We start from the raw sequence: 18,691 nt of genomic DNA, 5'->3' as shown, positions 1-18,691 counted from the left end.
ACCAGCACGTCCGCCTGCCGCAGCTTGGCGACGATCTCCTCAGGCTTGGGTCGCTTCCTCGACATCGATCCGTCCTCCAGGCTCAAAGCCATACCAAAGGGCGGACCACTTCATTGGGGGCGGATCAGACCGCGTCCGCGGTATGGGGTTGATGATCCGCTCACCCGAGCTTAACCAGCCACAGGTCGCTTGGCTAAGGAGCTGCGGACGGACCTACGTCCTTACGTAAGCACGTAATGAGGCAATGATGCACGTCATCGTGGTTGCAAGCCAAAAGGGCGGGGCCGGCAAGACGTCGCTGCTGCGCAACCTCGCAGTAGCTACCCACCAAGTGCACGGTTCGACGGTCATCCTCGACACCGATCCGCAAGGCTCTCTCACGAGTTGGTGGAACCGGCGCGAGGATGCCCAACCACCGCTGGTGAAGCTTGAACTCTCCGACTTCGCCGCTGGCGTCGAGCGCCTGAAGGCCGCCGGCATCGAGTACCTATTTGTCGACACGCCGCCGTCCGTTCGACCCGAGTTGCGGACGCTGCTAGCCCACGCCAGTCTCGCTATCGTGCCGGTGCGCCCCTCCCCCGACGACCTCGATGCGGTCGGCGATACCCTCGCCCTGATCGAGGAAGCCAGCTGCCCGTTCGTGTTCGTGCTAACCCAGGCCAAGCCCCGGACGCGCCTGCAGATGCAGGCAGTGATGGCGCTGGCCAAGCATGGGAAGCTCGCCCCGACCGTGGTCCACGACCGCCAGGATTTCCCGACCGCTGCCATCTCCGGCAAGGCCGTCACGGAGATCGAGCCTGAAACGGCTGCCGCACGAGAAATTAAGGAAGTGCTTGACTACGTGCTTACGCAGCTACGTAAGGAAGCCAGCAAGGCAGAGCGGCAGGCATGAGCGCGAAGCAGACACCAGACCTCGGCGATCTGATCCAAACTAAGGGAGCGCCTCGGCCGTCGGATATCCCGCAGCGGGGAGGCGGGGTGTCGACGCCAGCTCTGGCTGATACGCCAACTCCAACACCTGCCGTTGACCAGTCAGCCCCGGCGCCAGCCGCGGCATCAGCATCGGCAGAGAACCAGGCATCCGCGCAGCCTTCGACGGCGAAGCGCACGGCTAACGCGGCCGAGCCTCGGACCAAGTCGCTGACACTCCGCCTGTCGGAAAGCCAGTACCAGCGTCTGCGTCGGTTCGCATTCGACCGCGGAGCCAGCCATCAGGACGTGATCGAGGCGGCTCTGATGGAGCACCTGGATAAGGAAGGAGCTTGAGAGGCGGAGGGGAGAGCGGCTGAGGCCTTGGAGAACAGTCCGCTTGGAGCGGCTTTCCGCCGGTCCGCAATTAGGGACGAATGCATCGAGCGGTCGTCGCCTCCGGGCCCACTTTGGGGCGGGAGCACACTTTCCAGACGTCCACTTGGATAGCCACAGGCGCTGATGGTGGACAGACCCGTGTCTCTCAGGCGGGTCTCATTTTGCGCAGGGGGTCCGGCTTCTGATCGTCCGGCAGAACCTGGTGCAGGTGGTGATGCACGATGTCCACGCTAAATGGCTTTGCGATGAAGTGTGCTCCGTCCGGTAGATCGTTCGGTCCGGGCCTGGTCTGCCCCGACGCAACGACGATCGAGATGTGCGGATAGGCGTTCGAGACCTTGCGAGCGAGCGCAAAGCCATCGTGTAAGCCCGGCATCTGCACGTCGGTGAACAGCAGCGTCACGCACGCATGGTGTTCTTCGAGCACGAGCAAGGCCCTGTCCCCGGACTCGGCCTCGAAGGTCGTGAACCCCGCCTCCTCCAGGATGTCGACCGCAGCCATGCGGACCATGCCGTCGTCATCGACGACGAGAGCGCAGGGCGAGGCCGTCGAGGAGGTCTGGGTCATCTCCCTCAATGCCGCGCCCCATGGCAAAGGTCCGTATGAGCCGACGCGATATTCGGCCGCCCATAATTCGGGTGACGAGGATGTACGTGGGTGCCTGCGTGCCTACGTGTTGACGTAAGCACGTAACTGCGGACTGACGCGCCCACTCATTGCCTCAACCGCAGCATTCCTATAACTTGCGATAACGGTCATTCTCGAAAGTTACGTCAAAGTGATATGAGAGGGGCGTGATGAAATGAAGCCTCAGCTATCTTCGCCTGCTGATGCGTTCGCGCTGATTTGCGATGCGGCGTCGAGCGCCGTCCGCTATCTCGGCCTGACCTACGCGCCGTGGCAGCTCTCGCCCGGGTCCTGGCAGCGGATGCTGGTGGCGGTCGAGGCGTGGGCCAAGATGCGGAGCCTCACTCTGCCGTTCGGCTGGCGGGACAAGCTGGCCGTGCAGATGGGCCGCGCGAAGGCCGCCGCATACGACGGACTGGAGAGCTAGCTGTGAACGACAGGCCGCACCACAGCTCTGCCGTCATCGCCCTCGGTTCGTCGAATGGCGCACTCGCCAACATGATCGCGGACAACCTTAATCCTGACCGGGGCGGCGATGCCAAGGCCTGAGTCTGATAATCCGCCCACCACATGGGTCCTCCTCAGATCGGGGGGAAATCTGCCGGCTGAGACACAAGCTCTCGTCCAGGCTTACCAGCGCGCCTCGAAGGCCGACGCCACGGTCCGGGCCTACCGGTCGGACGTGCGGCTATTTGAGGCGTGGTGTCAGCGGTTCAGGTTCCAGTCGATGCCGGCGAGCTCTGAGACGGTGGCAGCCTTCATCGTCCATGAGGCAGAGGAGGGCAGGGCAGCATCCACACTCGGTCGGCGCCTTGCCGCGATCCGGTACGGCCACAAACTCGCCCAGGTGCCGGACCCCACGGACGACGAAGGCGTGCACGCCGCCATCAAGGGTGCGCGGCGCAAGCTGAAGGTCGCTCCGAGACAGAAGGCGGCCGCGACGGCCGACGTGCTAGCGGCCCTACTGATGCGCACGCCTGACAACCTAACCGGTAAGCGGGATCGCGCCTTGCTCGGCCTAGGGTTCGCCGGCGCGTTCCGCCGCTCTGAGCTCGTCGCCCTCGATGTCGCCGACCTGGTCGAGACCTCTGAAGGCCTGCGTGTCCGGATCTGGCGGGCAAAGACCGACCAGGAGGGTAGGGGAGCGGAGATCGCCATCCCGCATGGTCGGTTCATCAGGCCCGTCGCCCTGGTGCGGGAATGGTTGGATGCGGCCGGCATCATCGAAGGGCCAGTCTTCCGGGCGGTTTCGCGGTCAGGGCGTGTCCGACAGGGCGAGGGCGTGCGGCTGACTACCCAATCCGTCGCCGATATCATCAAGAAGTACACGGCCGCAGCAGGGCTCGATGCCTCGACCTTCGGAGCGCATTCTCTGCGAGCTGGCTACATCACCACGGCGGCGGAGCGAGGAGCCGATCTCGCCCGCATCATGGAGCAGAGCCGCCACCGAGATCCTCGGACGGTCGTCGGCTACATCCGGCGGGCAAACGCTTTTAAGGATCACTCCGGGAGCGGGTTTCTTTGAAGGCACCGGCCGCGCATCGCTTTGTGCTCTCGCGAATGGTTGACGACCACATACATGATTGTAGGGGCCCTCAACGCCGAAGCGGAACCGCACAACCTGTGGCGATCAAAGCTTGAGGCTTACGACCTCGATGCCTTGCCACATCACTCTTATGGCGTTGTAAGCACCTGGAAAAGTTCGATGCCGCAGCCCGCACTGAGCCCAGTGCTTTTGAGGAACGCTACTCCCGTCCGCACTTATAACAATATCAAGACTAAGCACGGCAAGATTGTTAGACGTAGGCTCGGACATCGTCAGATGCGGCCTTTCATTCACATTGCCGAGCTCAACTTCGCCTGAGATTTTTAGAAAATAAGCGTTTAGGTCTTCACTTGACCCCGCAATTTCGGAAGCAGACCAGTTACGGGTGGCAGGTACCAAATCGCTAGACACGCAGCTCTCCTAGGGGTCACGAGGGTCTGTACGCCCTCGTAGAAGACTCAGTGCCCAACGATTTCTTACTCTTTGTACTGCATGCCCACGCGCAGCACGCGGACCATATCCGCGAGAGCAGCCTCCCTGTCTGCGCTAGGTTCAGACGCAACGCGCACGCCAGCTGTCACGTGCTCGCCGATGATCATCACCGCCACTTCACGCAGCGCTGAAGTCAGCGCGGTGATCTGCTGGATCTCGTCCAAGCAGTAGCGATCCTCCTCAATCATCCCGCGCAGGCCCCGGACTTGGCCTTCGATCCGGTTCAAACGCTGCACGAGCGGGCGTTTCGCCTCGTCACTGCGCTTGAGCTGGATCTTGTCACCGACGAGCACACCCTCAATTTCACTCACCGCAATGCCGCCCCATCTTCCGCTTCAAACCTAGCATAGGTTGCATACAGCAGACGGGGCGGAACGTTCATACCTTAGCCGATCTGCTGGGTCTCGGCACCGCTATCGGGTCGCGCCGGACCGAGCACCGGCTCCTCGCCCATCGGCTTGTTCTGGAACACGCTGAACGTACCCTTGCCGTCGATCGACGGCCCGCTGGTCCAACGCCCTTCAGGAGGCGCCGAGCCATCCTGTGCCGTAGCGTAAAAATTGTAGTTGTTTTTCTGATCTTCCTTCTCTTGCGGGAAGGAATTCGGGATCGGCAGCGTTCCCGCGTGCCCGCCCATCTCTTCGATAACTGCTAGCCATTGCTGCTGGTGCATCGTGTCACGTGCGATCATGAAGTGCAGCATGTCCTTCATGCCGGGGTCGTTGGTGGCGTTGTAAAGGCGCACTGCCAGAACGCGACCGGTGCTCTCAGCGGCGACGTTGCAGTACATGTCGGCTGCGAGATTGCCGCTGGCGTAGATGTGGCTCATGTCGAAGGGCACACCCTCGCAGTTTGCCGGAAAGGCGGCCATACCGGTCGACAGCAAGTGCCGGTGCAGCATGCCTTCGACCATGTGGCGCGGGTTCTCGCCGCCCATCACGGCGCCGACGATTGTGTCAGCAGCTCCTGCCTCCTGCACCTTGGTCGGCGCGTTTTCGAGGTTCAGAGCCACTGCCGTGGCCAACATCTCGACGTGACCCATCTCCTCGGTGGCAGTGTGGAGCAGCATGTCGCGGTATTTTGTCGTCGGACCGCGGGCACCCCAGGCCTGGAAGAAGTACTGCATGCACACGCGGATCTCGCCTTCGATGCCGCCGATCGCCTGCTGGAGCATGCGGGCATAGACCGGGTCCGGGTTCTCGACCCTGACTGGGTACTGAAGGCGCTTGTCGAAGTAGAACATAAGGTCGCTCCTTGATCGGTGCTGCACCCTGATGGCGAGCTTGGCTGATACTCCGGTGGAGCATCTGGTCCGATATCTAGGCAACCGGGCTCAGGGCGATTGGTTCGGTCGCGTTTCAGCCCGCTCGAACGATCGAAGCCGCCAGGGGCGCTCGCCAAAAGTCAGGCCCGTCTGATCTCGGCACTCATAAAGAAGCCCGCCACGGCGATTGGCCGGGCGAGCTGGGGCGGTCCGTGCTCTCAGGAACGAACTGAGTGCTTCTTAGGGCAAAGCCTGCCCCACACGTTTGCTCGAGACGTCACTTGCTGCTGCCGCCTCCGCCGCCACCTTGAGGCACAGAGCGGGAGGGTTGACCGGCATTGCCACCAGCCGCTGAGTTGTTGGTGATGGTGTCAGCAGGGCGGCCCGTCGGAGTTCCGGTGACAGTCGCCGGAGCACCGGTCGAGCCTGGCTGCGGTGCTACTACGCTCGGTGCACCCGGCGCAGTCGTAGGTGGCGTTGCTGCCGGAGCCTGTGCGTAGGCTGCGCCGGAGAAGAGCAGCATGAACGGAATAGCCGTGATGAGAGTGCGATGGCGCATCTGAACCTCTGGGATGAACACCGCTTGTAACGCTTTCGTGAGAAGAAACGTTGCCGCACAGGGTTTTGGGACCGCTACAATCGAGGTCTTGAGCCCCGAAACGAAGAAGACCGCACAACGGATGCGGACGCGAGTTGACGTTATCTCTCACAGCTGCAGCCGGCCCCAGATGAGAGACGAAAGAAAGTTCTGTGGGCGGGAGAATACGGGCCGGATCCCGTGACGACGTGGTTCCGCCCTGTGCCGTTCGGTCTGTAGGCCGGAGCGAAGAACGCGATGTAGCGCAGCCTTCAGGCTGACCTCAGCATGGCGACCGCGGAGAAGGCTCGAAAAAAAGAGGCCACCCCTGAGGGAGCGGCCCGAAGTCTAGGGAGGAAACGCCCTCGGAAGGGCTACAGCGGAGCTACGCTGGCGCTGTCACTTTGCTGCACTGCGATAAGTGTTCCTGAGCGGCATGGTTCCGCCCCTCTGTGTTGGTGATGCCTGAGTCCCACCGACATAGTCAGCGGGGAGGGGGGGTCACCTTGGACCAAGCCGGTGGGTGTCCCTTGGGAGGACGCTAGTAAGCTTGGTGCGGCAGTGCAGAGATGGAAGAGCTCGGAACGAGCAAAGCCCGGTCTGCTGTTACATGTTACAGGTGCGGGCTTGATGCGACTGCGCCAACGAAGCCACACTGCGAGTACAGCTTCGGAAAACGCGAGGACGGCATCGCGGCTCAGGAGCAAGCCTGCGTGTTGCTCAGCTGCCTACAGGGCGAGGGATCCTATCGCTGATCGACAACCTGACCGACAGCTGCTTTCAGGCCATGACAGCCATTCGCATAAGGGTACGCTACGGAACGAGGAGCGCCGTGATAGTCCGCGGCCTTATGCGATCCATCGTACGCCTTCGGAAGGTCCGCTTCGGGCCAACAAAAGGCAGCGGCATACGACCGGATCGGGTGGATTTCTGCTGGTCTGCTCTGGGATGGCCGATGCATCGAAGCGGACATGGGTGCACGGACCGCTCACGCCCCCAATCGGGCTCTCGGCATGCTCTCAAGCACCCCGAGCTTCTGACACCTTCCGTACATCCCCGGCGCTGCCGTCAGGGTCGTCCCGAGGGCCTACGAAGCGGCCCATAAGGCCGCCGAGCACGCGCCCGAGGCTTTCCATCAGCAGGAACACCGCCGGCACGAAGACGAGGGAGAGCAGCGTCGACACGATCAGGCCGGCGATCACCGCCACCGCCATCGGCGCGCGGAACTCGCCGCCCTCTCCGAAAGCGAGCGCCGAAGGCACCATCCCGGCCGCCATGGCAATCGTCGTCATCACGATGGGGCGCGCCCGCTTGCGCCCGGCATCCACGATTGCCGTGACGGGATCGACCCCGCCCCGCATCTCCTCGACGGCGAAGTCGACCAGCATGATCGCGTTCTTCGTCACCAGTCCCATCAGCATCAGGATGCCGATGATGACGGGGAGGGAGATCGACATGTCGGCGAGCAGCAGGCCGAGGATCGCGCCCCCGACGGAGAGCGGCAGCGAGAACAGGATGGTGAGCGGCTGCAGGAAGTTGCCGAACAGCAGCACGAGGACCGCGTAGACCATCATGATGCCGGCGGCCATCGCCATGAGGAAGCCCGAGAAGACCTCGCCCATGATCTCGGCGTCGCCCGTCTGCTTGATGGTGACGCCCGGCGGCAGACTCCTGGCGGTCGGCGTCTGGAGCGCCTGCTCGATCAGGGAGCCAAGCGCGTCCGAACCCTCCATGTTGGCCTCCACCGCCACGCGTACGGCGCGGTCGTAGCGCTCGATTGCCCCGGGGCCCTGGCCGAGCTCGATCTCGGCCACCGCCGTCAGCGGCACCGCCGCCCCGTTCTTGGCCGGGACCTTCAGGGTCTCCAGGCGCGAGACCGCGCCTCGGGCGCTCTCCGGCAGCATCACCCGGATCGGGACCTGGCGGTCCTTCGCGTTGAACTTGGGAAGGTTCATCCCTGCGTCGCCGATCGTGGCAACCCGCACCGTCTCGGCGATGGTGTCGGTCGAAACCCCGAGGTCTGCGGCGACGCCCGATTTCGGGCGGATGCGCACCTCGGTCCGGTCGAGCGGCGCGGTGGACATCACCGAGACGAGGTGCGGGATCGCCGCCATGTCGCGCTGGAGCCGCTCGGCGATCTCCGTGACGACGTCCACGTCCGGCCCGCTCACCACCAGGGCGAGGTCGCGCTGGCCGCTATCGCGCAGCGTCCAGGAACGGATGTCGGGTTCCTCGGACAGCATTCGGGAGATGGCGATCTCCATGGCCTCCTGGTTGCGGGAGCGCTCCCCCTTCGGCGTGAGGTTCACCGTGAACGTGGCGAACCGGGTCTCCTGGCCGCCGCTTGCCTGCCTGCCGCCGTCTACGAAGACCGAAGCGACCTCCGGGAGGGTCCGGATGCGGGCTGTCAGCCGGTCGGTGACGGAGATGGTGTCGGCGAGCCGCGCGCCGGGGGCGAGCTCGACCTTGAACATCGTGCGGGCGTTGTCCTGCTTCGGGATGAAGCCCGAGGGCAGAAGCCCCGCCGAGGCAAGCGACGCGGCAAACAGCGCGAGACCGACCAGCAACGTCGCCACGCGGTGGCGCACCGACCAGCCGACGAGGCGCGCATAGGCGCGCATCACCGGCCCCTCGCGCTCCTCGTGGTGGCCATGTTCGCGCAGGAAGTAGGCCGCGAACAACGGCGTGATCAGACGGGCCACCAGCAGCGACATGAACACCGAGACTGCGATGGTCAGGCCGAACTGGATGAAGTAGCGGCCGGCGATCCCGCTCATGAAGGAGACGGGGGCGAACACCGCGATCAGGGTCGCGGTGATGGCGATGACGGCGAGCCCGATCTCGTCCGCGCCTTCCAGGGCGGCGCGGTACGGCGACTTGCCCATCCTCATGTGCCGGACGACGTTCTCGATCTCGACGATGGCGTCGTCCACCAGGATGCCCGTCACCAGGGTGATGGCCAGCAGGCTGATCATGTTGAGCGAGAAGCCCATCGCGTCCAACGCCCAGAAGGTCGGCAGGACCGAGAGCGGAAGGGCGGTCGCGGTGATGACCGTCGCCCGCCAGTCACGCAGGAAGATGAACACCACCGCGACCGCGAGGGCCGCTCCCTCAAGCAGGGTGTGCATGGCCGAGTCATAGCTGCCGAGCGTCATCGCCACGGAAGAGTCGATCTTCTCGAACCGGACGTCCGGGTAATTCGCCTGGAACTCGGCGACCTTGGCATCGACCACCGCCGCGACCTCGGTGTCGCTCGCCCCGTTCGCCCGCGAGACGGCGAAGGCGACGACGGCCTCGCCGTTCACGCTGGCGAAGGAGCGCGGTTCCTCGATGGAGTCCTCTATGGTCGCCAACTCTTCCAGTCGGACCTTGCGGTCCCCGGGCAGGACGATGCTGGTCTCCTTAAGGTCATGCACCGTGCGCGAGGCGGCGAGCGCGCGGATCGACTGCTCGCGCCCGCCGACCTCGCCCCGCCCGCCGGCCATGTCGGCGGAGGTCAGGCGCAGCTGCCGGTTCACGTCGGCGGCTGTAATCCCGAGCGCCAGCAGCCGATCCGGGTCCAGCGTCACCCGAACCTCGCGGGCGACGCCGCCGACGCGGGTCACGCCGCCGACACCCTTCAGGCCCTGGAGGGCGCGTGCCACCGTGTCCTCGACGAACCAGGAGAGGTCGGTCGGCGCCATCGTGGGGGCTGTCACCCCGTAGATCAGGATGGGCAACCCGGCGATGTCGACGCGCTGGATCACCGGCTCGTCGATGGTGCGCGGCAGGTTGATGCGGACCTTCGAGACCGCGTCCTTGACGTCGTTGACGGCGCGGTCGGTGTTCACCTCCAGCCGGAACTCGACCGTCGTGACCGACATGCCCTCGGTGATGGCTGAGGTGATGTGCTTGACGCCGCGCACGCCGGCGATGGAGTCCTCGACCCACTTGGTGACCTGGGTCTGCAGCTCGGCCGGCGCGGCGCCCGACTGCGTGATCGTGACCGAGACGACCGGCACGTCGACGTTCGGCATCAGCGTCACAGGCAACCTGAGGAAGCTGACGAGGCCGAGCACCACCAGCACCATGAAGAGGACGAGCGGCGGGATGGGCCTGCGGATCGCCCAGGCGGAAACGTTCAGGTGCATGGGATGACGGGTGTCCGGTCGGGAGGAGCTGGCGGTCAGGGCGCTCCAGCGGCGGCCTCAAGGCCGGCCTTCGGAAGCTTGGCTTCGCCGGACGGAGCCGGTGTGGAGGCCGCGAAGACGCGGACGCGGTCGCCGTTGCGCAGGAAGCTCTGGGCCTTCGCGATGACCTGCTCCCCCTCGCCGAGACCGGAGCGGATCTCGACGGTCTCGTCCTCCGCAAGGCCGGTGCGGACTTCGCGTGCCTCGACGGTGTCGCCCGATACGACGAGGACCGTGCCGCGGGCCGACCCGCCATAGCGGATGGACGCCAGCGGGATCACCACGCCGGCGGCGCGCATGATCTCGACTCCACCGCGGACGAAGGTCCCGATGCGGAGACGGGGATCGGGCTTGAGCCGCACACGCACCTTGCCGAGGCGGGTTGCCCGGTCGACCTCGGGATAGACGGCGCGGACGCTGCCCACGACGCGTTCGCCTCCGAGCTCGACGAACGCGGGAGCCCCTTCGCGCAGCCGCGGCAGCATGGTCTCAGTGACCTCGCCCTCCAACTCGATCTCGCCGCGGGCGATCAGCCGGAACAGCGGCTCCGCGGAGGCGGAGGCCGTCATGCCCACGCGCGCGGTGCGCCGGCTCACGATGCCGGCCTCGGGCGCGCGGATCTCGGTGCGGGCGCGACGCAGTTCCAGCTCGGACAGCATCGCCCGGGCCTGGTCTAGGTCCGCCTCGGCGGCGGCGACCCCGTTCCGGGCGGAGGCAAGACGACTTTCGGCCTGGCGCAGGGTGGCCGTCCGCCCTTCCATCACCACGGCGGTGGTGTTCCCGGTCTGCATGAGCTGGCGAGCACGCTCGAAAGCGAGCCGCGCCTCGACCTCCACTGCCTCGGCCTGCTCGATGTTGCTCCTCGCCTGCGGCACGGCGGTCGCCGCCTTCGCGACCACCGCCTGCTGCTGCGCGATCTGTCGCTCGATCAGGTCGCGCGAGAGCCGGGCCAACACTTGGCCGCGCTCGACCCTGGCGCCCTCCTCGGCGAGCACTTCCGTGATGCGGTAACCATCGACCTCGGGAGCGACCAGGACCTCGTCGCGGGGCACGAGCGTCCCGGTCACGATGGCGGTCTCGGTGATCTCGCGCTTGACGGCACCGACCACGCTGACGACGGGCGGGGACTTGCCTACCTCGCCGGAAACCGGCTCCGAGCCTGCCCGGACCGGCGTAAGCGCGAGCGTGAGCGCCGCAACGGCCCGGCAGGTATCGAATGGCGGGGTCATCGGCTGGGCTCCTTACTCGGCTCCGACGTGTGCAGAGGGATCGACCCGGTCGCCGCGGGCGACCCGGCGACGTCCTGCGAGGCATGCCGTGCCCAGGCGCCTGCGAGCAGCAGCAGCCCGAGGAGGATGGGTGTGTAGATCGGGATGACGGACATGCGTCCTCGTTCGCGCTGTCGCATGGATCAGCGAGTCCTTGCTTCTTGATGGGAAAAGGGGGCGCCGGGCCTGCTTCAGTCCGAGAGCGTCATCGCGATGAGCCGCTCTCGCAGCCCCGCCGCATCCGGAACGGCGGCGCCGTCTTCCCGCATGAGGTGGGCGAGCCAAGCCCCGTCTGCGGCCATGCGCACGATCTCAAGGATCGGCGCGTCGTCGGTCGCCCGGTGACGCGCCAACCGGGTCGTGAACCAATCCGCCCACATGCGGAGCACGGTCGGCTCCGCCAGGGCGGACACGTAGAGGGCCGCCGCCGGGTTCCCCTGGCCTTGGGGCAGGTCGTCGAAGGTCGCTCTCACGTAGGCTCGAGTGAAACTGCCCCGTGCGCGTGGATCCTCGGCCATGGCCGCGTCGATGTCGGCATCGAGCTTCTCCACCAAGTCGGCGAAGAGGCTCTCGACCAGGGCCTGCTTGCTCGGGAAATGATGGAAGAGACCGCCCTTGGTGACGCCGGACGCCTCGGCGACGGCCTGGACCGTGAGGCCGGCCGGTCCATGCTCCAAGGCCAGACGCATGGCGCAATCGAGGAGCGTGCGACGGACCAGTTCGGGATCCTTCTTGCGTTGGGAGGCGGTCTTCATGGCCGGTGCCCCGTCACGGTGGAGAACGCCTGCATCACCACGATGCCGCCGACGATCATGCCGATGCCGACCAGCGCCGGCAGGTCGAGGACCTGCTTGAACAGCGTGCTGCCGACGACCGCGGTGAGCACGACGCCGACGCCGCTCCAGAGGGCGTAGACGACGCCGAGGGGCATGGTCTTCAGCGCGTGCGTGAGGAAGTAGAAGGCGGCGGCGTAGAACGCCGCCATGGCGAGGGTGGGCACGAACCTCGTGAACTGCTCGGACAACTGCAGCAGGGTCGTGCCGGCGACCTCGCAGGCGATGGCGAGGACGAGGGCGACGTAGGCGGCGGTGTGACTGGGCATGCTCTCACGCTCGGATCTGCCCACACAACATACCGACCAAAAGGTATGTTTCAAGCTTTTTTTTCGCGGGCCGATTGTTGCGGCGCGCAGACTGGTTGCGCTCACATGCGGCGGATGGTGTCGCTGCCGTCGCAGACCAACACCAATCGGGAGTGGTGCCCGATGCCCGATGCGGTCACGCAAGCATCAAGGACGTTCGGATGAAGCCTGCCGCGACAAAACAACGAGGTGACGCCCTAGTCGGGCGTCCCTGATAATCAATCCTGTATCGGAAGGTTTGGGGATGAACTCTACGACTTTCGGCGGCAGGATGTGTGCTCTCGGGCTTCTCACCGGAGGCGTTGAACATCCGAATGGGGCCGCTAACCGCGTTGTTATTCAAGGCTCGCGATCCGATGTCGTCGCTTTCGTGCCCTTGTCCTGCATCTTCGTCACCAAGGCTATGATCTGCTCGGCGCTAGCCCTGTACCCTCCGCCGCCTTCGATCTGTCGGAAGCCGTAAAATTCTGCGGCCTCAATGATGTCGTTGGCGGCTTCAGTTCCGAGAGCAGGCGGCATCAGAGGAGTTCGTCCCTCATCTCGCGATTGCCGGGCTTGTCGCAGCCCATCGTAAATTTGCTCGATCAGGACGTGACCACTCCAATCGTCGGCGATCCGAATGACAGCATCACCGTGTTGGATCTCGAACAGGGGAGCAGGGGTATCAGCGCTTTTGCTCATACCCGCTGATGCCACAGCAGCCCTGCTGACGGGAAGCGCACGTCGACCTCTTGCGAGAGAGTGAACGTGAACGGGTGACGTAGCCGTCACTCCCACGTTGACCTCTTCGGGCAGTCGATGAATGACTGCTTCCGAGATGCGCCCGGGGACGCCCGAGTGACCGCTACGGGTCGCATGCGGAAAGTCCGCTTCCGGATGAGGGGCCGAGGTCCGATTGCCATCCCGACCGGCCATTCGCATAACATCGGCTTATGGGACGGGGCGCCAAGGAAGTGGGGGGCTGCTTGCGACCCACCCCGGACGTACTGAAGGCCATCTGGCTTCCCCCGTAAGCAGACGTAAGTTGGCGGGAGCGCGTCGCGGACCGAAGCCTTTGCTTGTCAGCCAGCCCTTCGGTGGATGGAACGTCAATTGGCACTTCTATAGGGCGTCGTAGTACCCGATTGCCTCCTCTAGCTCTCGCTCCTCGTACCCAAAGTGCGAGACCACCACACGCTCGAAGACCTCGTAGACTTCCCTCAAGGCGAGGACGCGCTCTGCCGTCGGCTCCAGGGTGACGGATTGCACGATGTCGCGGATGCGTTCGAGCAGGCCGTGCACGGTGCAGTGCTCCGCGCTGAGCCGGTCGAGGACCTGGTGCAAGCCCGCGGCTTGGCGGAGCCTTGGGTACATGTCGCCCTCCTCGATGTCGTGGTGCATCTGGAGGAGATGGCATTGGCGACCGCACAGGTTGCCGAAGGCACGGTAGTTCTCGGCCAGTGACAGGGATATCACGCCGTCCGTTATTGCCTCGACGGCGCCGGCTCCCGCCAGGAAGCGGTCGAGCGCGACGCGGACGGCGGCGAGCTCTGCGAGGTGGTGGCGGTGATACAGGGCCAGGCGCCGCCCCTGCGCCCGCTGGGCCGGGGTCACGCCGGGGATGGTTGGCGCCTTCGGACGCGTGGCATCGTCGAGGAAGGGGATGCCTTCAAGGGCGCGGCCAAGCCCGGCGCCGAGGGGCGAAGCGGCAGCTTCGGCGGTGTCGAGGATGTCGGAAGCCATCGGGTTCGCCGTCCCGCCTCAAGCCGGTGAGAGGCGCTTCTTGAGGTCCATGTTTTCCCGGTAGAGCGTCCCGAGGTTCTTGAACACGCCGGTTAGGTAGGACTGGTAGGTCGGCAAGGCTTCCGGTTCGACACCGGCGCGTTCCGCGAAGTGCGCGACGATGGCGTCAGACTCGGTCGTGAAGTTACTGGGCGTGAGTTCGGCCGTTGGGAAGGTCACCTTCTCAACGACTGGGTCGAGCAGGCCGCGAATTTCGGTTTCCTCCTCGGTTCCGGGGACGAACTCCCGCAGGACGACGCTGCCGAGTTGTCCGGCCTCCAGGAGGAACAGGCGCACCTTCAGGCAGAAGGGGCAGCCCGCCTTGAGGTAGACGGTGGGCGTGAACGGGGCCTCGGTCATCGGGTTGATGTCCTCTGTCATGGAACGATGGGTATAGGTGGCCAGCGCGATGGCGTGGCCCTAATGCCTAGCGCAGGCGTGCGACGAGGCGGGCGGACTGGTCGCGGCGCAGCCATGCGAGGGCGACGTCGAGGACGAGCAGCAGGACGGCGGGAGCCGCCGGGGTCGGCAGGACCAGCAGGTGAGCGAGGACTGCGCCGGCCATGGTCGCAGCCAGCCAGAGGGCGCCGAAGAACGCGTAGCCAGGCACGACGAGCGCGACGGCTCCGGCGACCTCGACGAGGCCCGTCACGATGCGGAACCACTGACCAAGGCCGATCTGGTCGAAGGTCTGGACCATCATCGGCACGCCGGCCAGCTTGGCCCCGCCGGCTGCCAAGTATGCAAGCGCTAGGACGACCGAGAGTATCCAGGCCGTGACGTTGCGGCCGCGCGAGGGTGAGGCCGGGAGTGCGAAGCTTTGTGACATGCCGGTCTCTCGGGGACGCGCAGGCGACGGGGCACCCAACCGTTCAAGTGTGAGAACTGGGCCGGGTGGGTCGCCCAGATGTGACGGGGTCGCTGAAACTCAATCGAGTTCCAAAGCGTGCCTCGGTTTCGTTTAGTGACCGGGTTATGATAAGGAAGCTGCTGCGGACCGCAAGACGGCACAGGAAGGGTACCAAGGTTACATGGATGTGACCGACCATCAGCCGGTTCATTCGGCAGGATGCATGCGCGTGTCGAAGCTACTCTCTCGCATCGGCGACAAGTGGACAGTGCTCGTCATCATGCTCTTGCGTGGTAAGTCGCGTCGTTTCAGCGATCTCAAGCGTGGCGTTGACGGTATCTCGCAGCGGATGCTGACCCTTACGCTGCGCAACCTAGAGCGGGACGGGCTCGTGACGCGAACGGTGACGCCGTCCATCCCGCCGCGCGTCGATTATGAGCTGACGGAGCTCGGGCACTCCTTGGCCGTGCCGATCCAGGCCCTTGGAGCCTGGGCGTTCGAACACATGGACCGGATCGATGCAGCTCAGGCAACCTACGACGAGAAAGAGAACGCGGCCTAGTCCAGGCTTCCGCGCCTCATCGGAATATCGAACGAAACGCCGCGAGGAATGGCCCGAAACTGGTATTCGAGAAGCAGCGGCGTCAGCTTCGATACATTTGCAACCTCAAAGCAGACCGGCAGAAGACCACCCATCTGAGACGTGCGTCCGGGCACTGGGCGACAGCAGATGCTGGCCGTAAGCGGAATGGCTGGTTCGGAGCCGGGCCTCCGGAATAGCGGACGAGCTCCTACCGACCCAAGGCAGCCGTTGAGATGGTCATCGCCGTTTCCCAAAAGCAGCCCTTCGCCAGCACGCTGTTGGGGTGAACTCGTGCCAGGGAGACGACCCGAGTTTTCTGCCTTGAACTAAACCGAAGGTCTCTCTCACGTTGGCCACCTGTGGACGCCTTGTCCTAACAGTTCCTGCGCGCGATACATGAGCGATGGCCACGCGTCTGACCGTTTCCGTCTCCCTCAGCCCTGAGCTGCATGCCGTCGCCGAGCGCATGCTCGCCTCCGGGCGTTACGGCAATTTGAGCGAGGTGTTCCGCGCGGCACTTCGCCTGCTCGATGAGCGTGAGCGGGGCTTCCAGCTGCATTGCGATACGCTCAGCGCGCCGCAATCCCTGCGCCAAACCGTGACCACATGAGCGTCGGGATGTTATCCGAACGATCCTGTCTGGCTGGCGGCGGCGAGGCTGGCGAGCGGCTGCGCGCCCTCGACTGGTCCGGCAACCCGCTCGGTCCCGAGGAGGGCTGGCCGCTATCGCTGCAGTCGGCCGTGCGCATCGTGCTGAGCTCGGCCTTCCCGATGATGCTCCACTGGGGGCCGGATCTCGTCACGATCTACAACGATGCCTACGCGCCGAGCCTCGGTCGCAAGCACCCCGGCCACCTCGGTCAGCCGGCACGGGAATGGTGGTCGGAGATGTGGGACCAGCTCACGCCCATCTTCGACCAGGTGCTCGCGGGACAGCCCTACCTCGTCAAGGATGCGCGCTACACCCCCGACCGGGACGGCACACCGCAGGATGCCTTTTTCACCCATTGCCATAGCCCGCTCTGGGACGACGATGGTCAGATCGCTGGTATCTTCCTCGTCGTCACGGAGACGACACGACAGGTTACTGCCGAGCGCGACCTAACCCGGCTCAACGAAAGCCTCGAACGGCAGGTCGCGGCCGTCCAAGCCAGCGAGATCCGGCTGCGCGAGAGCGAGCAGCGCCTCGATGCCCTGATCCGCTCGTCCTCCGAGGTACGCTACTCGATCAGCGCGGATTGGGGCGAATTACACCAGCTCGCCGGCGGCGGCTTCATCCCCGACAACGCCATGGCCAACCGGAACTGGCTCGACGAGTACATCCCGGTCGAGGACCACGCGGCGGTGCGCGCGGAGATCGAGCGCGCGATCCGCACGAAGTCCGACTACAGTCTTGAACATCGGGTCAAGCGCGTCGACGGCACGGTCGGGTGGGCCTTCTCGCGCGCGGTACCGCTCCTTAATCCGAAGGGTGAGGTAACCGGCTGGCTCGGGGCCGCCTCCGACGTCACGGATCGGCGGCGTGCCGAGGCGGCTCTGCAGGCCCTGAATGCGACCCTGGCCGAGCAGGTCCAAGAGCGCACGCAGGAGCGCAACGGCCTGTGGGAGGTCAGCCGCGACCTGTTCATGGTGACCGACGGTGACGGCGTGATCCTGAGCGTCAACCCAGCCTGGACCACGGTTCTGGGCTGGGACGAGCGCGAGTTCGTCGGCCGGACGACGGAGTGGCTGGAACACCCGGACGACCAAGTGAGGACGCGCGAGCAGGTCGCCGATCTCGCCGGGGGCCGGGCCACGCTGGCGTTCGAGAACCGCTTCCGTGCAAAGGACGGGGAGTACGTGAACTTGTCGTGGACGGCCGTGCCCTCAGACGGCCTGCTGTACTGCTCCGCCCGCGATGTCACCGAGAGAGGCCGGCAAGCGGGGCTGCTGCTGCAGGCCGAGGAGGCGCTGCGGCAGTCGCAGAAGATGGAGGCGGTCGGGCAGCTCACCGGTGGCGTGGCACACGACTTCAATAACCTGCTCACCGTCATCAAATCCTCGACCGACCTGCTCAAGCGGCCCGGCCTCGCAGAGGAGCGGCGTGTCCGCTACATCGCGGCGATCTCCGATACAGTCGACCGCGCCGCCAAGCTCACCGGTCAGCTCCTCGCATTCGCCCGCCGTCAGGCGCTGCGCCCCGAGGTGTTCGACGCGGCGGTCAGCGTGAGGACCATCGCTGACATGGTCTGCACTCTGACGGGCGCGCGGATCAGCGTCCGCCAGCATCTTTCCACCGAGCCGTGCTTCATCAACGCCGACCCGAGCCAGTTCGACACGGCGCTGGTCAACATGGCAGTCAACGCCCGCGACGCCATGGAGGGCGAGGGCGAGTTGACCATCGGCGTCCATCCTGTCGCGGGGATGCCGGCGGTCCGCGCCCACGCCGCCGTATCGGGGGCATTCGTGCAGGTGTCGATCCAGGACACCGGCAGCGGCATCGCTCCGGAGAAGATCGGGCGGATCTTCGAACCGTTCTTCACCACCAAGGAGGTGGGCCAGGGTACGGGGTTGGGGCTCAGCCAGGTCTACGGCTTCGCGAAGCAGTCCGGCGGCGAGATCATGGTTGAAAGCGAGGTCGGTGCGGGGACGACGTTCACCCTCTATCTGCCGCGCGCGGCCGAGAGACAGGCCCGCGCCCGCCCGGAGGAGGACACGCCGGTCACGGACGGCGACGGCGCCTGCGTGCTGGTGGTCGAGGACAACCGCGACGTCGGTACGTTCGTGACCCAGACGCTCGGCGAGTTGGGGTACCGAACCGACTGGGTTCTCAGCGCGAGAGCCGGCCTCGATGCATTGGCGCGAGACCCTGATGCCCACGACGTGGTGTTCTCGGACGTGATCATGCCGGGCATGAACGGAGTAGAACTGGGTCAGGAGATCGCTCGGCTGTACCCGCGCATCCCGGTCGTCCTGACGAGCGGATACAGCCACGTGCTCGCACAGGATGCGGACCATGGGTTCGAGCTCCTGCAGAAGCCGTACTCCGTGGAGGCGCTGTCGCGGGTGCTGAGCCGCGCCATGCGCAAACGCAGGAACGGGAGCACGAACGGCCCGTGAAGCGG

19 protein-coding genes are annotated in these 18,691 nt (G+C 65.3%); 6 read left to right on the top strand and 13 right to left on the bottom strand.

Annotated features, from left to right (window positions below; genetic code table 11):
- The first annotated feature begins 244 nt into the window (after positions 1 to 244).
- Positions 245 to 892: an AAA family ATPase gene (locus J4O73_RS16355; RefSeq protein ID WP_426218950.1), complete on the top strand. Its 648-nt coding sequence runs from the start codon at positions 245 to 247 to the stop codon at positions 890 to 892.
- A 561-nt stretch (positions 893 to 1,453) separates the two neighbouring features.
- Here the strand turns inward: J4O73_RS16355 and J4O73_RS16350 are convergent.
- The gene (locus tag J4O73_RS16350) at positions 1,454 to 1,876 is read right to left on the bottom strand and encodes a response regulator (RefSeq protein ID WP_426218948.1); all 423 of its coding nucleotides are present in this window, start codon (positions 1,874 to 1,876) and stop codon (positions 1,454 to 1,456) included.
- A gap of 235 nt (positions 1,877 to 2,111) precedes the next feature.
- On the opposite strand from J4O73_RS16350, the gene J4O73_RS16345 reads away from it, so the two are divergent.
- Both J4O73_RS16345 and J4O73_RS16340 read left to right on the top strand, forming a co-directional pair.
- Positions 2,112 to 2,363, top strand: coding sequence for a hypothetical protein (locus tag J4O73_RS16345; RefSeq protein WP_426218946.1), 252 nt, complete (start codon positions 2,112 to 2,114; stop codon positions 2,361 to 2,363).
- Positions 2,364 to 2,471: 108 nt separating this feature from the next.
- Positions 2,472 to 3,461 carry a site-specific integrase gene (locus J4O73_RS16340; RefSeq protein ID WP_426218944.1) on the top strand — a complete coding sequence of 330 codons (990 nt, stop codon included), beginning with the start codon at positions 2,472 to 2,474 and terminating at the stop codon, positions 3,459 to 3,461.
- A 105-nt stretch (positions 3,462 to 3,566) separates the two neighbouring features.
- Here the strand turns inward: J4O73_RS16340 and J4O73_RS16335 are convergent, their stop codons facing one another.
- From J4O73_RS16335 to J4O73_RS16280, 12 genes are all read right to left on the bottom strand, one after another.
- Positions 3,567 to 3,893: a hypothetical protein gene (locus J4O73_RS16335; RefSeq protein WP_426218942.1), complete on the bottom strand. Its 327-nt coding sequence runs from the start codon at positions 3,891 to 3,893 to the stop codon at positions 3,567 to 3,569.
- Between the two features lie 65 nt (positions 3,894 to 3,958).
- Complete coding sequence (locus J4O73_RS16330; protein ID WP_426218940.1) at positions 3,959 to 4,285, bottom strand: metal-sensitive transcriptional regulator; 327 nt, start codon at positions 4,283 to 4,285, stop codon at positions 3,959 to 3,961.
- A 74-nt stretch (positions 4,286 to 4,359) separates the two neighbouring features.
- Positions 4,360 to 5,217, bottom strand: a complete 858-nt coding sequence (locus tag J4O73_RS16325) for a manganese catalase family protein (RefSeq protein WP_426218938.1) — start codon at positions 5,215 to 5,217, stop codon at positions 4,360 to 4,362.
- 298 nt (positions 5,218 to 5,515) lie between these two features.
- Positions 5,516 to 5,797 (bottom strand): hypothetical protein, encoded by a 282-nt coding sequence (locus J4O73_RS16320; protein WP_426218936.1) that lies wholly within the window; start codon positions 5,795 to 5,797, stop codon positions 5,516 to 5,518.
- A 1,037-nt stretch (positions 5,798 to 6,834) separates the two neighbouring features.
- Positions 6,835 to 9,945 (bottom strand): efflux RND transporter permease subunit, encoded by a 3,111-nt coding sequence (locus tag J4O73_RS16315; RefSeq protein ID WP_426218934.1) that lies wholly within the window; start codon positions 9,943 to 9,945, stop codon positions 6,835 to 6,837.
- A gap of 35 nt (positions 9,946 to 9,980) precedes the next feature.
- The gene (locus J4O73_RS16310) at positions 9,981 to 11,213 is read right to left on the bottom strand and encodes an efflux RND transporter periplasmic adaptor subunit (RefSeq protein ID WP_426218933.1); all 1,233 of its coding nucleotides are present in this window, start codon (positions 11,211 to 11,213) and stop codon (positions 9,981 to 9,983) included.
- Between the two features lie 230 nt (positions 11,214 to 11,443).
- On the bottom strand, positions 11,444 to 12,007 hold the full coding sequence (locus tag J4O73_RS16305; protein ID WP_426218931.1) for a TetR/AcrR family transcriptional regulator: 564 nt from the start codon (positions 12,005 to 12,007) through the stop codon (positions 11,444 to 11,446).
- Positions 12,004 to 12,354, bottom strand: a complete 351-nt coding sequence (locus J4O73_RS16300) for a DMT family transporter (RefSeq protein ID WP_426218929.1) — start codon at positions 12,352 to 12,354, stop codon at positions 12,004 to 12,006. The genes J4O73_RS16305 and J4O73_RS16300 overlap by 4 nt, the downstream gene beginning before the upstream one ends.
- 378 nt (positions 12,355 to 12,732) lie before the next feature.
- On the bottom strand, positions 12,733 to 13,074 hold the full coding sequence (locus tag J4O73_RS16295; protein WP_426218927.1) for a hypothetical protein: 342 nt from the start codon (positions 13,072 to 13,074) through the stop codon (positions 12,733 to 12,735).
- 420 nt (positions 13,075 to 13,494) lie between these two features.
- On the bottom strand, positions 13,495 to 14,115 hold the full coding sequence (locus J4O73_RS16290; protein WP_426218925.1) for a hemerythrin domain-containing protein: 621 nt from the start codon (positions 14,113 to 14,115) through the stop codon (positions 13,495 to 13,497).
- A gap of 18 nt (positions 14,116 to 14,133) precedes the next feature.
- A complete protein-coding gene (locus J4O73_RS16285; RefSeq protein WP_426218924.1) occupies positions 14,134 to 14,514 on the bottom strand; it encodes a glutathione S-transferase N-terminal domain-containing protein in 381 nt (126 codons plus the stop codon).
- Between the two features lie 67 nt (positions 14,515 to 14,581).
- Positions 14,582 to 14,983 (bottom strand): DoxX family protein, encoded by a 402-nt coding sequence (locus J4O73_RS16280; protein ID WP_426218922.1) that lies wholly within the window; start codon positions 14,981 to 14,983, stop codon positions 14,582 to 14,584.
- 202 nt (positions 14,984 to 15,185) lie between these two features.
- Here J4O73_RS16280 and J4O73_RS16275 point away from each other — a divergent pair, with 202 nt between their 5' ends.
- From J4O73_RS16275 to J4O73_RS16265, 3 genes are all read left to right on the top strand, one after another.
- On the top strand, positions 15,186 to 15,566 hold the full coding sequence (locus tag J4O73_RS16275; RefSeq protein ID WP_426218920.1) for a winged helix-turn-helix transcriptional regulator: 381 nt from the start codon (positions 15,186 to 15,188) through the stop codon (positions 15,564 to 15,566).
- A 424-nt stretch (positions 15,567 to 15,990) separates the two neighbouring features.
- The gene (locus J4O73_RS16270; protein ID WP_426218918.1) at positions 15,991 to 16,197 is read left to right on the top strand and encodes a type II toxin-antitoxin system ParD family antitoxin; all 207 of its coding nucleotides are present in this window, start codon (positions 15,991 to 15,993) and stop codon (positions 16,195 to 16,197) included.
- 8 nt (positions 16,198 to 16,205) lie between these two features.
- Positions 16,206 to 18,686 (top strand): PAS domain-containing protein, encoded by a 2,481-nt coding sequence (locus tag J4O73_RS16265; RefSeq protein ID WP_426218916.1) that lies wholly within the window; start codon positions 16,206 to 16,208, stop codon positions 18,684 to 18,686.
- The last annotated feature ends 5 nt before the right edge of the window (positions 18,687 to 18,691 follow it).

Origin of the sequence: Methylobacterium sp. NFXW15 (genome assembly GCF_049887755.1) — a bacterium.
Taxonomy (GTDB): domain Bacteria; phylum Pseudomonadota; class Alphaproteobacteria; order Rhizobiales; family Beijerinckiaceae; genus Methylobacterium.
Note: the sequence above shows the minus strand (reverse complement) of the source record. Positions and strands in the feature narration are given on the sequence as shown.

Coding starts and splice junctions, on each gene's coding strand:
- J4O73_RS16320 (WP_426218936.1), bottom strand. CDS start 5,797: ATGCGCCATCGCACTCTCATCACGGCTATTCCGTTCATGCTGCTCTTC.
- J4O73_RS16305 (WP_426218931.1), bottom strand. CDS start 12,007: ATGAAGACCGCCTCCCAACGCAAGAAGGATCCCGAACTGGTCCGTCGC.
- J4O73_RS16270 (WP_426218918.1), top strand. CDS start 15,991: ATGGCCACGCGTCTGACCGTTTCCGTCTCCCTCAGCCCTGAGCTGCAT.
- J4O73_RS16350 (WP_426218948.1), bottom strand. CDS start 1,876: ATGACCCAGACCTCCTCGACGGCCTCGCCCTGCGCTCTCGTCGTCGAT.
- J4O73_RS16295 (WP_426218927.1), bottom strand. CDS start 13,074: ATGAGCAAAAGCGCTGATACCCCTGCTCCCCTGTTCGAGATCCAACAC.
- J4O73_RS16310 (WP_426218933.1), bottom strand. CDS start 11,213: ATGACCCCGCCATTCGATACCTGCCGGGCCGTTGCGGCGCTCACGCTC.
- J4O73_RS16280 (WP_426218922.1), bottom strand. CDS start 14,983: ATGTCACAAAGCTTCGCACTCCCGGCCTCACCCTCGCGCGGCCGCAAC.
- J4O73_RS16290 (WP_426218925.1), bottom strand. CDS start 14,115: ATGGCTTCCGACATCCTCGACACCGCCGAAGCTGCCGCTTCGCCCCTC.
- J4O73_RS16355 (WP_426218950.1), top strand. CDS start 245: ATGATGCACGTCATCGTGGTTGCAAGCCAAAAGGGCGGGGCCGGCAAG.
- J4O73_RS16275 (WP_426218920.1), top strand. CDS start 15,186: ATGGATGTGACCGACCATCAGCCGGTTCATTCGGCAGGATGCATGCGC.
- J4O73_RS16325 (WP_426218938.1), bottom strand. CDS start 5,217: ATGTTCTACTTCGACAAGCGCCTTCAGTACCCAGTCAGGGTCGAGAAC.
- J4O73_RS16265 (WP_426218916.1), top strand. CDS start 16,206: ATGTTATCCGAACGATCCTGTCTGGCTGGCGGCGGCGAGGCTGGCGAG.
- J4O73_RS16345 (WP_426218946.1), top strand. CDS start 2,112: ATGAAGCCTCAGCTATCTTCGCCTGCTGATGCGTTCGCGCTGATTTGC.
- J4O73_RS16340 (WP_426218944.1), top strand. CDS start 2,472: ATGCCAAGGCCTGAGTCTGATAATCCGCCCACCACATGGGTCCTCCTC.
- J4O73_RS16300 (WP_426218929.1), bottom strand. CDS start 12,354: ATGCCCAGTCACACCGCCGCCTACGTCGCCCTCGTCCTCGCCATCGCC.
- J4O73_RS16285 (WP_426218924.1), bottom strand. CDS start 14,514: ATGACCGAGGCCCCGTTCACGCCCACCGTCTACCTCAAGGCGGGCTGC.
- J4O73_RS16315 (WP_426218934.1), bottom strand. CDS start 9,945: ATGCACCTGAACGTTTCCGCCTGGGCGATCCGCAGGCCCATCCCGCCG.